General features: G+C 71.4%; 18 protein-coding genes. 10 read left to right on the forward strand and 8 right to left on the reverse strand.

Annotation, left to right across the window (positions count from 1 at the left end; all coding sequences use genetic code 11):
• Positions 1-134: 134 nt before the first annotated feature.
• A complete protein-coding gene (locus tag O7620_RS28325; protein WP_007465667.1) occupies positions 135-902 on the forward strand; it encodes a phosphoglyceromutase in 768 nt (255 codons plus the stop codon).
• 51 nt (positions 903-953) lie between these two features.
• Here the strand turns inward: O7620_RS28325 and phoU are convergent, their stop codons facing one another.
• Positions 954-1,607: a phosphate signaling complex protein PhoU gene (phoU, locus tag O7620_RS28330; protein ID WP_151489925.1), complete on the reverse strand. Its 654-nt coding sequence runs from the start codon at positions 1,605-1,607 to the stop codon at positions 954-956.
• Positions 1,608-1,810: 203 nt separating this feature from the next.
• Between phoU and O7620_RS28335 the strand changes: the two genes are divergently transcribed.
• Both O7620_RS28335 and O7620_RS28340 read left to right on the forward strand, forming a co-directional pair.
• Positions 1,811-3,091 (forward strand): ATP-binding protein, encoded by a 1,281-nt coding sequence (locus tag O7620_RS28335; protein WP_278126167.1) that lies wholly within the window; start codon positions 1,811-1,813, stop codon positions 3,089-3,091.
• 24 nt (positions 3,092-3,115) lie between these two features.
• Positions 3,116-3,799, forward strand: coding sequence for a response regulator transcription factor (locus O7620_RS28340; RefSeq protein ID WP_151489907.1), 684 nt, complete (start codon positions 3,116-3,118; stop codon positions 3,797-3,799).
• Between the two features lie 12 nt (positions 3,800-3,811).
• On the opposite strand, the gene O7620_RS28345 is transcribed toward O7620_RS28340, so the two are convergent.
• Positions 3,812-4,465 (reverse strand): NAD(P)-binding domain-containing protein, encoded by a 654-nt coding sequence (locus O7620_RS28345; protein WP_278126168.1) that lies wholly within the window; start codon positions 4,463-4,465, stop codon positions 3,812-3,814.
• 466 nt (positions 4,466-4,931) lie between these two features.
• On the opposite strand from O7620_RS28345, the gene O7620_RS28350 reads away from it, so the two are divergent.
• Positions 4,932-5,510, forward strand: coding sequence for a TetR/AcrR family transcriptional regulator (locus O7620_RS28350; protein ID WP_278126170.1), 579 nt, complete (start codon positions 4,932-4,934; stop codon positions 5,508-5,510).
• 10 nt (positions 5,511-5,520) lie between these two features.
• Here the strand turns inward: O7620_RS28350 and O7620_RS28355 are convergent, their stop codons facing one another.
• The 3 genes from O7620_RS28355 to O7620_RS28365 are packed head-to-tail and all read right to left on the reverse strand — an operon-like array spanning position 5,521 to position 6,937.
• The gene (locus O7620_RS28355; protein ID WP_278126172.1) at positions 5,521-5,907 is read right to left on the reverse strand and encodes a Fic family protein; all 387 of its coding nucleotides are present in this window, start codon (positions 5,905-5,907) and stop codon (positions 5,521-5,523) included.
• Complete coding sequence (locus O7620_RS28360) at positions 5,904-6,104, reverse strand: CopG family transcriptional regulator (protein WP_151489911.1); 201 nt, start codon at positions 6,102-6,104, stop codon at positions 5,904-5,906. The genes O7620_RS28355 and O7620_RS28360 overlap by 4 nt, the downstream gene beginning before the upstream one ends.
• Positions 6,105-6,139: 35 nt before the next feature.
• The gene (locus O7620_RS28365) at positions 6,140-6,937 is read right to left on the reverse strand and encodes a hypothetical protein (RefSeq protein WP_278127185.1); all 798 of its coding nucleotides are present in this window, start codon (positions 6,935-6,937) and stop codon (positions 6,140-6,142) included.
• A gap of 80 nt (positions 6,938-7,017) precedes the next feature.
• Here O7620_RS28365 and O7620_RS28370 point away from each other — a divergent pair, with 80 nt between their 5' ends.
• On the forward strand, positions 7,018-7,962 hold the full coding sequence (locus O7620_RS28370; protein WP_278126173.1) for a Ppx/GppA phosphatase family protein: 945 nt from the start codon (positions 7,018-7,020) through the stop codon (positions 7,960-7,962).
• A 27-nt stretch (positions 7,963-7,989) separates the two neighbouring features.
• Positions 7,990-8,796: a sugar phosphate isomerase/epimerase gene (locus O7620_RS28375; RefSeq protein ID WP_278126175.1), complete on the forward strand. Its 807-nt coding sequence runs from the start codon at positions 7,990-7,992 to the stop codon at positions 8,794-8,796.
• Between the two features lie 27 nt (positions 8,797-8,823).
• Here O7620_RS28375 and O7620_RS28380 read toward each other — a convergent pair whose 3' ends face one another.
• From O7620_RS28380 to O7620_RS28390, 3 genes are read right to left on the reverse strand one after another with little or no spacing between them, the layout of a single operon-like run.
• Positions 8,824-9,411, reverse strand: coding sequence for a CGNR zinc finger domain-containing protein (locus O7620_RS28380; protein WP_151489914.1), 588 nt, complete (start codon positions 9,409-9,411; stop codon positions 8,824-8,826).
• A gap of 19 nt (positions 9,412-9,430) precedes the next feature.
• Entirely contained in the window at positions 9,431-10,597 is a 1,167-nt protein-coding gene (locus O7620_RS28385) for a glutathionylspermidine synthase family protein (protein WP_278126177.1), read from the reverse strand.
• 1 nt (position 10,598) lies between these two features.
• Positions 10,599-10,979 (reverse strand): hypothetical protein, encoded by a 381-nt coding sequence (locus tag O7620_RS28390; protein WP_278126178.1) that lies wholly within the window; start codon positions 10,977-10,979, stop codon positions 10,599-10,601.
• Between O7620_RS28390 and O7620_RS28395 the strand changes: the two genes are divergently transcribed.
• The 4 genes from O7620_RS28395 (at position 10,978) to O7620_RS28410 (ending at position 14,728) form a co-directional block, all read left to right on the forward strand.
• Positions 10,978-11,898, forward strand: coding sequence for a proline dehydrogenase family protein (locus tag O7620_RS28395; RefSeq protein ID WP_278126179.1), 921 nt, complete (start codon positions 10,978-10,980; stop codon positions 11,896-11,898). The genes O7620_RS28390 and O7620_RS28395 overlap by 2 nt on opposite strands.
• 108 nt (positions 11,899-12,006) lie before the next feature.
• Entirely contained in the window at positions 12,007-12,807 is an 801-nt protein-coding gene (locus tag O7620_RS28400) for an alpha/beta hydrolase (protein ID WP_278126181.1), read from the forward strand.
• Positions 12,800-13,375 carry a TetR/AcrR family transcriptional regulator gene (locus tag O7620_RS28405; RefSeq protein ID WP_151489918.1) on the forward strand — a complete coding sequence of 192 codons (576 nt, stop codon included), beginning with the start codon at positions 12,800-12,802 and terminating at the stop codon, positions 13,373-13,375. The genes O7620_RS28400 and O7620_RS28405 overlap by 8 nt, the downstream gene beginning before the upstream one ends.
• Before the next feature lie 63 nt (positions 13,376-13,438).
• Positions 13,439-14,728: a hypothetical protein gene (locus O7620_RS28410; RefSeq protein ID WP_278126183.1), complete on the forward strand. Its 1,290-nt coding sequence runs from the start codon at positions 13,439-13,441 to the stop codon at positions 14,726-14,728.
• The last annotated feature ends 6 nt before the right edge of the window (positions 14,729-14,734 follow it).

The raw sequence follows: 14,734 nt of genomic DNA on the forward strand, positions 1-14,734 counted from the left end.
GTAATGACCGATGTGACTACAGCGCCTTACAACCCTAGTGCTGGCCGGATTCGCAGGTCATCAGCTTTTTCACGTGGTGGTCGTCACGACGGGTGCCCGCGTGTCCCGCGCGCGGTTGGTGCAGGATGATCCGCATGACTGCGAGCGAGGGGCCCACCGTCGGGACGCTGGTCCTGCTGCGGCACGGTGAGAGCGACTGGAACGCCAAGAACCTCTTCACCGGCTGGGTGGACGTCGACCTGACCGAAAAGGGCGAGGGTGAGGCACGGCGCGGCGGCGAGCTGCTGCGCGAGCACAGCCTGCTGCCGGACGTCGTGCACACCAGCGTGATGCGCCGGGCGATCCGCACCGCCGAGTTGGCGCTGAACGCCGCCGACCGGCACTGGATCGCGGTACGCCGGTCGTGGCGGCTCAACGAGCGGCACTACGGCGCCCTGCAGGGCAAGAACAAGAAGCAGACCCTGGACGAGTACGGCGAGGAGCAGTTCATGCTCTGGCGTCGCTCGTACGACACCCCGCCGCCGCCGATCGCCGACGACGACGAGTGGTCGCAGGTCGGCGACCCGCGGTACGCGCTGCTGCCGACCGAGCTGATGCCGCGTACCGAATGCCTCAAGGACGTCGTCGAGCGGATGCTGCCCTACTGGTACGACTCGATCGTGCCGGACATCCTGGCCGGCCGGACGGTGCTGGTGGCCGCGCACGGCAACTCGCTGCGAGCCCTGGTCAAGCACCTCGACCAGATCTCCGACGAGGCGATTGCCAAGCTGAACATCCCGACCGGCATCCCGCTGCGCTACGACCTCGACCCGCAGCTGCGTCCGCTCACCCTGGGCGGCACCTACCTTGACCCGACGGCGGCGAAGGAAGCGGCCGCCGCGGTCGCCAACCAGGGCCGCTGAGCGCAGCAGAAAGGGCCCCGGCGGTTGCCGGGGCCCTTTCTGCTGTTCGGGTCAGATGCTGGCGGGCTTGTTCTCACCGGTGATCAGGAAGATCACGTGCTCGCCGGCGTTGACCGCGTGGTCGGCGAAGCGCTCGTAGAAGCGGCCCAGCAGGGTGGCGTCGATCGCCGTCTCCACCCCGTACGGCCAGTCGTCGCCGAGCAGCACCGAGAACAGGCTCTTGTGCAGCTCGTCCATCGCGTCGTCGTCGCGGTCCAGCTCGCCGGCGAGGTCGGCGTCGGGCTTCGCCAGCACCGAGCCGATCTTCGCCGCCATCCGGTCGGCGATCTCGGACATCTCGGTGAAGACCGTCCGCAGCTCCGCCGGTACGGCGGGGGAGGGGTGCCGGCGCAGTGCCGTCTTCGCCACATGGTCGGCGAGGTCACCCATCCGCTCCAGGTCGGCGGCGACGTGCAGTGCGGTGATCATGGCACGCAGGTCGGAGGCGACCGGTGCCTGCCGGGCGAGCAGGTCGCAGACCCGTTCCTCGACGTGTCGGTAGAGGTCGTCGATCTCGGCGTCCCGCTCGATGACCGTCTCGGCGGCCTGCCGGTCGGCGGTGAGCAGGGCCCGGGTGGCCTGGCGCATGGCGGCGCGGACGCCCTCCGCCATGTCCACCAGCAGTTGGCTGACGATCTGGAGGTCGGCCCGGAACTCGTCGCGCATCATCACGTCCTGTGGTCGGTCACCGCCGACGGGGTGCCGGCGCAGTGGTGAGCAGGTGCGACGCCAACGGTAGGTGGCGCGGACGGACCACGGATGAACCACGGTGAACGACGCCAGACGTGGGGGTGAACATTCCTCGAAGTGCGGGTGGTTCGTCCCGGTCTGTGTGGTAGCCAGGTTAACAATGCCCCTACGATCGCCGGGTGGAGTGGGCGGTGGCGGTCGTGGTGGCTGTGGCGTTGGTGGCCGGGTTGGCCGCCGGGCTCGTGCTGCCCCGGTTCCTGCCGGCGCGGGAGCGTTCCACGTCGACGGGGAGCGCAAGCTCTCGCTGGAGCAGGGGGAGGCTCGCGATAGCCGACGAGCAGCAGGCCGGGCTCGGCCGCCGGACGATCGACTCACTCCGGGCCGGTGTCGTGGTGCTGGACAACGATGACGTGCCCGTGCTCATCAACCCGGCCGCCCGCGCGATGGGTCTGCTGCGCACCGGCAGCGCCCCGGGCACGATCGCCGCGCACCCGTTGATCCGTACCCTCGCCGGCCAGGTGCGACGCACCGGCGTCCGGCGCGAGATCGAGCTGGACCTGCCCCGGGGCCGCGACAGCGCGGGGGAGAACCCGCTCGGCGTGCACCTGCGGGCGATGGGCATCGGCAACGGGTTCATCGCGGTGGAGGCGGTCGACGTGACCGAGTCGCACCGACTGGCCCGGGTGCGACGTGACTTCGTGGCCAACGTGAGCCACGAGCTCAAGACCCCGATCGGTGCGCTCCAACTGCTCGCCGAGGCGTTGCTGGACGCCACCGAGCCGGCCGAGGCGGCGGCACCCGCCCTCTCCGAGGACCTGGTGGCCGCCCGCCGGTTCGCCGAACGTATCCAGCACGAGTCGACCCGCCTGGGCCGGCTTGTGCAGGAGTTGCTGGAGCTGACCCGGTTGCAGGGCGCCGAGCCGCAGCCGCCGGCGGAGCCGGTCGCGCTGGACTGGGTGATCGCCGAGGTGGTCGACCGGACCCGCACCACGGCCTCCGCCCGGGGCGTCGAGGTGATGGTGGACGGCGAGCGCGGCCTCACCGTGTACGGCAGCGACACCCAACTCGCCACTGCGGTGGCGAACCTGGTGGAGAACGCCATCAACTACTCGGGCGAGGACACGGTGGTACGGGTCACCCTGCGACAGGGCGACGAACACGTCGAGATCGCGGTCGCCGACCAGGGCATCGGTATCGCCCCGACCGACGTGGACCGGATCTTCGAACGGTTCTACCGGGCCGACCAGGCCCGCTCGCGTTCCACCGGTGGCACCGGGCTCGGCCTGGCCATCGTCAAACACATCGCGAGCAACCATGGCGGACGGGTCGAGGTGTCGAGCACTCTTGGTGGTGGATCGACGTTCACCCTCCGGTTGCCCGCAAGTCCACCGGACGACCTGCTGGCGACACTGCCGCCGGTTGGGATCGAGCCCGGTCCGGCCGAGCTACGGCAGGTCTGACAGCACATGGAAAGGAAATCCCCCTTGAGCCGCGTTCTCGTGGTCGAGGACGAGGAGTCGTTCTCCGACGCCTTGTCGTACATGCTCCGCAAGGAGGGCTTTGAGGTTTCGGTCGCTGCGACCGGCACCGATGCCCTCACCGAGTTCGACCGGACCGGCGCCGACATCGTGCTGCTCGACCTGATGTTGCCCGAGATGTCGGGGACCGAGGTCTGCCGGCAGCTCCGGCAGCGGTCGGCCGTTCCGATCATCATGGTCACCGCCCGGGACAGCGAGATCGACAAGGTGGTCGGCCTGGAGATCGGCGCCGACGACTACGTCACCAAGCCGTACTCGCCCCGTGAGCTGGTCGCCCGGATCCGGGCGGTGCTGCGCCGGCAGAGCCCGGAGGTGGCCGACGCGGGCGCACCGACGCTCGCGGCCGGGCCCGTCCGGATGGACATCGAGCGGCACGTGGTGACCGTGGACGGCGGTGCCGTGCAGTTGCCGTTGAAGGAGTTCGAGCTGCTGGAGCTGCTGCTGCGCAACGCCGGCCGGGTGCTGACCCGTGGTCAGCTCATCGACCGGGTCTGGGGCGCCGACTACGTCGGTGACACCAAGACGCTGGACGTGCACGTCAAGCGCCTGCGTTCCAAGATCGAGCCGGAGCCGTCCGCACCGCGTTTCATCGTCACCGTGCGGGGTCTGGGCTACAAGTTCGAACCGTGATCCGCGTACCTCTCAGCGGACGACCTTGATGTTGAAGATCGCGGTGTCGAGCCGGCCGTAGAGCCGGAGCCAGAGCGGCAGCAGCATCTCGGTGCCTCGTGCGGTGGAGAGGTCGCCGAGGTCGATCACGTCGGTGTGCCCGAAGCTGATGAGCAGCCCGGTGACGATCCGCTTGGCCTCGGCGTCGTCGCCGGACACGAAGACGCTGTGCGCGCCGTCGGCGAGCTGCCGCGGGTGCACCATCAGCTCGGCGGTCATCGTGTTGAGCGACTTGACCACCTTGGCCTGCGGAAACTCGCGCTGGATCCGCTCCGTGAGGGAGTCGGTGTTGTGCACCGAGAGGCTCGGCGGGAAGCCCGCGCCGAAGTCGAGCGGGTTGGCGATGTCGAGCAGGACCTTGCCGGCCAGGTTCGGTGCGCCGGCCGCGGTCAGGGCGGGGAGCGAGCCGTTGCCGTTTGTGGCGTTCACCACCAGCTCGGCGGCGCTGGCGGCTTCGGCCAGGGTGGCTAGGTCGACCTCGGGGTGCTGCGCCACCCAGGCGGCCTGTGCGCCGGTCCGCAGGGCCGCGACGTCGCGGGTGCCGATGGTGACCTGGTGGCCCAGCTCCGCCGTGCGAGCGGCGATCGCCTGCCCGACCGAGCCGGTTCCGAGAACTGCGATACGCATGTCGATCGATCCTCCGTCGGTGTGCCGAGTGGACTCGTGTCGAGTGCCAGCAGGCTAACAGACGGGTCTGTCTACTGCTGCCTCGTGAGCAGCGTCGTGCGCATCAAGGCCACGTGCCGTGCCGTGCCGTGCCGGGTGGGGTTATGGCCGGCGGCTGGGGTGGTGCCCTCCGCAGCCTGTAGAGCTGCCCCAGAAGTGGGGCGGGTCACGTGTGTGGCTGCTCCAGGAGAACGGGAGCCCGTGCTGTCCGTGCTGTCCGTGCTGTCCACCTCGAAGGGTCCGCCCCATATCCGGGGCAGCTCTACAGGCTGCGGGGAGTGCACCCAGGGCCGGACAGTGGACGCGCCAAGGACGGTGGGAAGCCAGGCGAGCCACGCCCGGGCGTGGTCGGCCGTTGACGCGGTGGGATTTACAGACGGAGCTGTCTATAGGATCGGCCCGATACCAGCAGATCGAGGGAGAACCGATGCCCGCGCCCCGCACCCCGGCCGGCTCGGCCCGGGACCGGATCCTGGACACCGCGTTCCGGCTGTTCTACGCGCACGGGCCGCGCGGCGTCGGGGTGGACACGGTGATCGCCGAGTCGGGCGTGGCGAAAGCGACGCTCTACAAGCACTTCCCGCGTAAGGACGATCTCGTGCTGGCGTACCTCGATCGGGTCGACCAGACGTGGTTCGGCGCGTTGCGGGCGGCGGCCCGGGACGCCGGCGACGAACCGCGCGACCAGTTGGTCGGGATGTTCGACGCGTTGGTCGGCGCCTGTCGCCGGGACGGATACCACGGCTGCGCGTTCATCAACACCGCCGCCGAGTCACCTGCGGGCGGGCCGGTGCACGCCCGGACGGTCGAGCACAAGACCGTGGTCCGCGCCTGGGTGACCGAGCTGGCCCGGCAGGCCGGCGCTGCCGAACCGGAACTGCTCGCCCGACAGCTCACCCTGCTGCTCGACGGCGGGCTCGCCAGCGGCGTGCTGGACGGCGACCCGGTGATCGCCGAGGTGGCCCGGCGCAGCGCCCGCACGCTGGTCGACGCCGCCCTGCGCTGACCCGCCGCGCTCAGAACAGCTTGCGCAACGCGACGGCGATCTCGGCGACCTCCGTCACGCGACTCTCCGCCACGCCGATGACCAGGTCATACGCCACGTCCTGGTCGGTCTGACCGAGTTGGGCGACGGTGATCGCGCGATTCTGGAGCAGAAAGGCGATGGCCACGATCCAACCGATGCGCTTGTTGCCATCGATGAACGGGTGGTTGTTGACCAGTGAGTGCAGCAGCGCCGCCGACTTGGTCCACAGATCGGGGTAGGCGTCATCTCCGAACACACTCGTCTTCGGTCGAGCCACCGCGGACTCCACGAGGCCGACGTCCCTGATCCCGACGCCGAGCTTGCGGGCGATGCCCGCCACGTCGGCGAGTGTGGGGTAACGGACCTCGGTCATCATTCGGCCAGGCGGGCGAGCAGTGTCGAGTGGCGCTCGATGATCTCGTCCGTGAGGTCGCCGAACTCTTTGGCGTTGCGCCGGGCCAGGTAGTCGTCGATCGCGGTGACAACGACGGCGTGCATCGACCGGGCCTCCTCGTCCGCGACGAGGCGGAGTTGCCGTTCACGATCGTCGTCGAGGCGGAGCGTCATGGCCATACGGCGAATGATAGCAACCTTGCTACCAAGATCGGTTAGACGTCGTCGGCGGGGTGCGCGGCTACCATGCCCTGCTTGACCCGGGCCGCGCACAGCTCGGCCAGCCGCTCGTACGCCGCCGCGCCGATCAGGGCGGTCAGCTCCGGCCCGTACGACAGGTACATCGGCTCGGTGCCGACATGCGCGTCCGTCGAGGAGGTGCACCACCAGTCCAGGTCGTGCCCGCCGGAACCCCAGCCGCGCCGATCGAACTCCGACAGCGTGGAGACCAGCACCTTGGTGTTGTCCGGTCGCTTGACCCACTCCTGGTCCCGCCGGATCGGCAGCTGCCAGCAGACGTCCGGCTTGTACTCCAGTGGGTGCACGCCGTCACGCAGCGCCTGGGCGTGCAGCGCGCAGCCGCCCCCGCCGGCGAAGTCGGCGTCGTTGAGGAACACGCACGGCCCCTCGGTGCCCTGGGTGGCGGTGCGACGGGCCGGGTTCTTGCCGTCGATGGTGTCCTCGTCGGTCCAGCTCTTGAACCCGCGCCGGAAGTGCTGCCAGGTCGACGGGGTGAGCAGCTTGACGGCGTTGCGGACCCGCTTCTCGTCGTCCGAGTCGGTGAAGAACGCCCCGTGCGAGCAGCACCCGTCGGCGGACCGACCGGCGATGATGCCGTGGCAGCCCTTGCCGAAGATGCACGTCCAGCGGGAGAGCAGCCAGGTCAGGTCGGCCCGGATCAGGTGAGTCTCGTCCGCCGGGTCGGCGAACTCGATCCACTCCCGGGGAAAGTCCAGTGGCACCTCACGGCTGCGCGGGTCGCCCGGATCGTCCACCAGCACGCGGAGCTCCATCGTCACCCGGCCCAGCGTACGCGCGGTGACGTCCGCGGGCCGGCGAGCCGCGCAAACGAGTTGCACCTAGGGTCTTCACCATGCGGCTGGGAGTACTCGACGTCGGATCCAACACGGTGCACCTACTGGTGGTGGACGCGCACCACGGCGCACACCCGTGGCCGGCGCACTCGGAAAAGGTGGTGCTCCGGCTGGCCGAGCAGATCGGCCCCGACGGAGCGCTCACCGAGGCGGGTGCGGACGGCCTGGTCAAGGCCGTGGGCATGGCGAAGACGGCCGCTGCCGGACTGGACGCCGACGACCTGATCGCGTTCGCCACCTCGGCGGTGCGCGACGCCACCAACGCGCCCGACGTGCTCGCCCGGGTCCGTGACGAGACCGGCGTACGTCTCGCGGTGCTCTCCGGCGCGGACGAGGCGCGGATGACCTTCCTGGCCGTGCGGCGCTGGTTCGGGTGGTCGGCGGGGCGGCTGCTGGTGCTGGACATCGGCGGTGGCTCCCTGGAGATCGCCGCCGGGATCGACGAGGACCCGGACGTCGCGGTCTCGCTGCCGCTCGGTGCCGGGCGCCTGACCCGGGAGCGGCTGCGGGTCGACCCGGCCAGCTCGGCGCCGCCGTCCGCCGAGGCCGTCGACAAGCTGCGGGAGTACGTCGACGGCCGGCTGGACAAGGTGGTCGACCAGATGACCGAGGTGGGCTGGGATCGGGCGGTGGCCACCTCGAAGACGTTCCGCACCCTGGCCCGACTGGCCGGGGCGGCACCGTCCGGCGCGGGCCTGTGGGTGCGGCGGAGCCTGACCCGAGCCGGCTTGCGGCAGGTCATCGGCTTCATCCGGCACATCCCGCCGGCCCAGTTGATGGAGCTGGAGGGGGTCAGCACCGGCCGGGCGCACCAGCTGCTGGCCGGTGCCGTGGTCGCCGAGGCGGTGATGCGTCGCCTGGATCTGGACTCGCTGGACATCTGCCCGTGGGCGCTGCGTGAGGGCGTCATCCTCCGTCGACTCGATCAACTCGAACCGATCTGATCGCGTCTCCGGGCTACCCTGGCTGATGTGACTTCCCGCGTTCCGGTGCTTCTGTCCAGCTCGTCGGTCTTCCCCGAGCCGACCGCGGCGGCGTTCCAACTGGCCGCGGCGCTCGGGTACGACGGTGTCGAGGTGATGGTCTGGACCGACGTGGTCAGCCAGGACGCGGGTGCCCTGCGCGGCCTGTCCGCGCACTACGGCGTGCCGGTGCTCTCGGTGCACGCGCCCTGCCTGCTGGTCACCCAGCGGGTGTGGAGCCCCGACCCGTGGGAGAGGCTGCGTAGGGCCGCCGAGCTGGCCGAGACGCTGGGAGCGCCGACGGTGGTGGTGCACCCGCCGTTCACCTGGCAGCGCGACTACGCGCGGGGCTTCACCGAGGGTCTCGCCACGGTCGCGGACCGGTTTCCCGGGCTGCGCTTCGCGGTGGAGAACATGTACCCGGTGCGGATGGCGGGCCGGCAGTTCGTGCCGTACGTCCCCGGTTGGGATCCCACCGACACCGGCTACCCGTCGTACACCCTGGATCTGTCGCACTGCGCGGCCTCGCACAGCGACCCCCTCGAGATGGCCGACCGGATGGGCGCGGGGCTGGCCCACGTGCACCTCGGCGACGGCACCGGCGAGGGCCGCGACGAGCACCTGGTGCCCGGGCGCGGCACGCAGCCCTGCGGTGAGCTGCTCTCGTCGCTGGCCGGGCGCGGATTCACCGGGGCGGTGGCGGTGGAGGTCGCGACGCGGGGCGCGAAGAGCCGCGCGGTACGCGAGGCGGACCTGCGCACCGCGCTGGAGTTCGCCCGACAGCACCTCACGGCACCGTCCCCGGTCGACGCCTGACCGCCCGGAACGGGCCGGGCGGCGGCGTCAGCTGACCGTGGTGAGCGAGTCGGCGCCGGCGGTCGGCTGAGCGGCCACCGTCACCTGCTCGCCCACGGCGGCCCGCTTGCGGGCCCGGTGCGCCGCCACGTGCGAACGGGTCGCGCAGCGCTCCGAGCAGAACCGCCGGCAGCAGTTGGACGACGTGTCCAGGTAGACGTTGCCGCACCGCTCGTCGGCGCACACCCCGAAACGGGCGCTGCCGTACTCGCAGAGCCACACCGACAGCCCCCACACGGCGCCGGCCAGGTATTCGGCGCTGACCGACGCGCCTCGGCTGGTCACGTGCATGTGCCAGTCGCTGGAGTCGTGCCCGGAGATGCGCGGCTGGACCGGGAACGCCTCGAGCAGCGCGTTCAGCTCGGTGACCGCCTGGGCGTCGCGCCCCGAGGTGCCGTACTCGAAGACGTCACGCAGCCGCTTCTGTGCCCGCCGGAAAATCACGACGTCCCGTTCCGCGACCTCGTCGCGCATCCAGGCGTTGTCGTCGGGGAAGAGGGCCCGCAGGTCGTCGAGGTCGTCCAGGCGGGCGTTGACCAGGTCAACGCCGGTCCGGGCGTACGCGTCGAAGTTCACGCCCCCAACGGTAGACGACTCACGGGGCGCGTGGCGCGTCGATGTAGTGCGGCAGGAACCGCGCGTAGCCGTCGGTGATCAGGCTGGCGCTCTCCCGTACCCCCACGCCGGCCGACTCGCCGTCGATGATCCAGCTGCCCAGCACCATCCGATTGCCGGCGAACTGCGGCAACGCCCGGAACTCCTGGTAGCACCAGCCCTCGTCGCCGTAGATCCCCGGGTTGGTGATCTCTTCGTCGGCGGTGACGATGCGTACCGAGCCGCCCTCCCGGCCGAGCAGCGGCTTGGCCACGTACTCCGTCATGCCGCGCGGCGAGTCGAGGTACGCCGGGAGCAGGTACTCGTGGCCGGGGTACAGCTCCCAGAGGACCGCGAGCAGCGCCTTGTTGGACAGCAGCAGCTTCCAGGCGGGCTCGATCCAGGTGGTCGGCGTGCCCGGGGCCAGCGCCGCCGGCCCGTACGGCTCGGCCAGCATCCACTCCCACGGGTAGAGCTTGAAGCAGGTGGTCACCGGGCGGTCGTCGGCGTCGACGAAGCGCCGGCCGTCCCAGCCGATCTCCTGGATGGGCTGGAGCTCGACGCTCAGGCCGGCCTGCCGGGCGGTCTCGGCGAGGTAGCCGGCGGTCATGTGGTCCTCGCCGGACTCCTCCTCGTTCGACCAGAGCACGTGCACCCGGGGGTCGTGCAGCCCGGCCCCGATCTTGGCCCAGGCGCCGACCAGCCGCTCGTGCAGGCTGTTCCACTGGTCCAGCTCGGGTCGGGTCTGCTCCAGCCAGTACCACTGGATGATGCTCGCCTCGACCAGTGCGGTGGGGGTGTCCGCGTTGTACTCCAGCATCTTCGGCGGCCAGGTGCCGTCGTACGCCAGGTCGAAGCGCCCGTAGAGGGTGGGTGGCGCCTCGCGCAGCGACCGGGCCACCGCCTCGGCCGCCCACTCCGGGATACCGAATTCGGCGTACCGGCGCTGCGCCACGACGTGCTCGGCGGCGGCCACCGACATCCGGTGCAGTTCCTCGGTGGCCTCCTCCAGCCGCAGCACCTCGTCCAGGTCGAAGGCGTACGCGGCGGTCTCGTCCCAGTACGACATGATCCCGCCGTCGGGCAGCTCGGTGTCGACGTAGACGAGCCCCTGGGACCGGATGGTGGCGTCCCAGTCGGGTCGCGGAGTGACCGTCTCGCGGCGCACCTCAGCCGCCGCAGGAGGCGAGGTGGGTGCCGAACCCGCCGCGCTCGGGCAGGGCCGCGGTGGTCGGCTCCGGGGCGGCTCTGCCCCCGGCCGGCGCGGCGACCAGCATCGCCAGCGCGACCGTCTCACCGCCACCGACCGGCCCGAGGGCGCAGTCGTCGTCATCGTCGTCGTCCGAGGTCATATTGCAGCCGGAGAGGGCGAGCGCGAGAGCGGTGAGCGCGCCGAGCTGCACGGAGGCCGACCGGAGCCGGCGGCGGGGGCGTTGGTCCACCGCATCGTTGTAGTCGATCGACGCCACCGCCGCCGCCCCGCCCCGCTGCCGAGGTGCCTCGGCTGCCCCTCGGCGGGGCCCCTGGCAGGGGCGATACGCTCGGTTCATGCTCCGTTCCGTCATCCTCGCCGCCTCCCGGTCATCCCAGGTCGAGCGGCTCGTCGCGACCGCCCCGTTCACCCGGGACGTCGTACGCCGGTTCGTCGCCGGCGCCGCCACCGACGACGCGTTGCGCGCGACCCGTGGGCTCGTCGACGACGGTCTGGCGGTCACCCTCGACCACCTGGGCGAGGACACCGTCACCCCCGAGCAGGCCACCGCCACCCGGGACGAGTACCTGCGGTTGCTCAAGATGCTCGCCGGCGCGGGTCTCACCCCGGCGGCCGAGGTGAGCGTCAAGCTGTCCGCCCTCGGTCAGCTGTTCGACGAGCAGTTGGCGTACGACAACGCGCGGGCGATCTGCGCGGCCGCCGACGCGGCGGGCACCACCGTCACCCTGGACATGGAGGACCACACCACCACCGATTCGACGCTGGAGGTGCTGGGCAAGCTGCGCAAGGACTTCCCGTCGACCGGCGCGGTGCTCCAGGCGTACCTGCGCCGGACCGAGTTGGACTGCCGGGAGTTGTCCTCCGCCGGTTCGCGGGTCCGGCTGTGCAAGGGCGCCTACAAGGAGCCGGAGTCGGTGGCGTACCAGTCGACCCGTGAGGTGGACAAGTCGTACGTGCGCTGCATGAACATCCTGATGTCCGGCGACGGCTATCCGATGCTGGCGACCCACGATCCCCGGATGATCGCCATCGGTGAGGACCGGGCGCGCTGGTTCGACCGGGGGCCGGAGCGCTTCGAGTTCCAGATGCTCTACGGCATCCGCCCGGAGGAGCAGGCCCGGCTGGCCGGCGAGGGTTACACCGTGCGCACCTACGTCCCGTACGGCGACGAGTGGTACGGCTACCTGATGCGCCGCCTCGCCGAGCGCCCGGCCAACCTGGTCTTCTTCGGCCGCGCCCTGATCTCCAAGAAGTAACCCCGACCGATCGGCTGACGGGCCGGCGGCGACCCCTCGGGCCGCCGCCGGCCCGTCGCGTAGGTCCGGGGCTTGACGGCGTTGGCTAAGTGGAATAGCTTTATGGCTATGACAACTAGCTTGGTCCGTCGGGACGGTGGACACATCGCCTACGAGGTGCACGGCGACGGGCCGCTCGTCGTCCTCGCGCACGGCATGGGGGAGAACAGGGCGAGCTTCCGCCACCTCGTGCCCCTGCTGGTGGCCGCCGGTCACCGGGTCGCCTCGGTCGACGTCCGGGGGCACGGAGAGTCCAGCGTCGGCTGGCCCACGTACGCCCCGGCGGAGGTCGGCGCCGACCTGCTGGCCGTCGTCCGCGACCTGGACGCCGGGCGGGCCGTGCTGGTCGGCAGCTCGTCGGCCGCGGCGGCGGTGGTCTTCGCCGCCACCGACGCTCCCGAGCTGGTCTCCGGCATTGTGCAGATCGGCGCCTTCGTCGGTCAGCCGAAGCTCAACCCGCTGCTGCGGTTGGCGATGGGTGCCGTGCTGCGCAGCCCGCGACTGTTCGGGATGTTCCACAAGACGCTCTTCCCGGTGCACCGGCCCGACGACGACGACGCGTACCGCCGGTCGATGGTGGCCAACCTGCGCGAACCTGGCCGGATGGCCGCGACGCGCGGTGTGATCGCGCCGGTCGAGCCGCACTGGACCGCCCGCGCCCCGCAGGTGCGGCAACCGGTGCTGGTGCTGATGGGCGACAAGGACCCGGACTTCCCCGATCCGCGTGCCGAGGTGCGGGCCGCGCGCCGGCTCTACCGCACCGCCGAGGCCCGGATGATCGGGGAGTCCGGTCACTACCCGCACGCCGACCGGCCACAGCGGACGGCCGAGGAACTGATCGGTTTCCTGGCGGTGTGCGCCGATGCCTAGGGTCGGTCTCAACCAGCAGACCCTGGTCCGGGAGGCGGCCCGGCTGGCCGACGAGGTCGGCTACCAGCAGCTCACCCTGGCGGCGCTCGCCAGTCGGCTCGGTGTCGCGCTGCCCAGCCTCTACAAGCACATCCGTGGTGCCGACGCACTGGCCCAGAAGCTCTCCGCGCTGGCCACCGCCGAGCTGGCCACCGAGCTGACCACGGCCGCCGCCGGTCGGGCCGGCGGGGACGCGCTACGGGCGATGGCCGACGCCTACCGCGACTACGCCCACCGGCACCCCGGCCGCTACCCGGCGACCCAGCGGGTGCCCGACCCGGCCGACCCCGAGCACGTCGAGGCGGGGACGCGGGCGGTCGCCGCCATCTATGCGGTGCTGCGCGGGTACGGGCTCACCGACGACGACGCGGTCGACGCGACCCGGGCACTGCGCAGCGCCCTGCACGGATTCGTCGCGCTGGAGGCCGCCGGGGGTTTCGGTCTGCCCCGCGAGGTGGACCGCTCGTACCAGCAACTGGTCGCCGGCCTGGACGTGGCATTCCGATCGTGGCCGTCCGCCGCCGGGTGAGCCGTACCCGTCCGGACGGGGTCGGCCTCGCTCGATGGGACGAATGGTCGTACCCTTCGGCGGGTGATTGACGGGGTGCAGCGCCCGGCACCGCGGCGGCTCTGGCCGCTGTGGACGGCGTTCGTGGTGATCGTCCTGGTCCTGGGCTGCGGCCTGCCGGCGTTGCTGGTGGTGGGGGTGGTCCGCGAGGCCGGTGGCCGCCCCACGATCAGTCGGATCGGGGCCCCGGCGACAGACGATCCGGCCACCGCGGTCGCCCGTGGGCTGTCCGACCGGATGACCGCCCAGCTCCGGCGCCAGTCCTCCGCGTTGCTCGGCGGTGATCGGGCCGGTTACCTCGCCGTCGCCGAACCGGCCGCGCACACCGACCTGCGTCGCCGCTTCGCCGCGCTGCGCGCCCTCAAGGTGACCGTCTGGCGGGCCGAACCGAGTGGCCTGCCCGTGCCGGTCGTCGGCAAGGCGGGCGAGTGGCGGCTGCTGGTGCGCTTCCAGTACTGCTTCGTGGCCCCGGGCTGCCAGCCCAGCCCGGTGCTGATCGGCACCCGCTGGCGGGAGAACGGCGACCAGCCGCTGCTGGTCGCCTTGGAGGAGTCCAAGTCCGCCGAGACCGGCACCCGGCCGTGGGAGATCAGCGACCTGGCCGTGGCGGTCGGCCCGCGCACCATCGTCGCCACCACACCGGCGCTGCGTGCCAAACTGCCCGGCCTGCTCACCCAGGCGGAGGCGGCGGCCAGGGTCGCCGACGGGTACGTGGCCGCCGGCTCACCACCCGATCGCTACCGGATCTTCTACGCGGGTCGCACCGAGTGGCAGCGCTGGTACGGCGGCGGTCGACCACAGTGGACCGGCGGTTACGCGGTGACCGTGGGCGGCGGCCACCACGAGGTCGTGCTCAACGCCGAAGGGCTGACCAGCAGCGGTGCCGACGAGCTGCTCCGGCACGAGTTGACCCATGCGGCGTCCCTGCCGGAGCGCGGATACCCGGGCAAGCTGACCTGGTGGCTCGTCGAAGGGCTGGCCGAGTTCGCGGGCGCGGGCGGCCGGCCGGTGGAACGGTACGAGGGGCTGGCCGAGGTACGGACGCTGGTCCGCGGCGGGTGGGACGGCCAACTGGACGGAGTCACCCCCGCCGACGACGCCTCCGCCGAGCGGGTCGGGGGCAGCTACGGCATCGGGTACCTCGCCGTCCGGCACCTCGTCGACCGGTACGGGTCGCAGCGGGTGCTCGCCTTCTTCAAGACCGTGGTGCACGAGCGCAGAACGCTCGACGTCGCCGCCAGGCAGGCGTTCGGCGAGCAGTGGTCGACGCTGCACGACGAGTGCGTGGCGTACGTCCGCGCCACCGCCGCCTGACGCCTG

Origin of the sequence: Micromonospora sp. WMMD710 (genome assembly GCF_029626045.1) — a bacterium.
In the GTDB taxonomy this organism is placed as follows: domain Bacteria; phylum Actinomycetota; class Actinomycetes; order Mycobacteriales; family Micromonosporaceae; genus Micromonospora.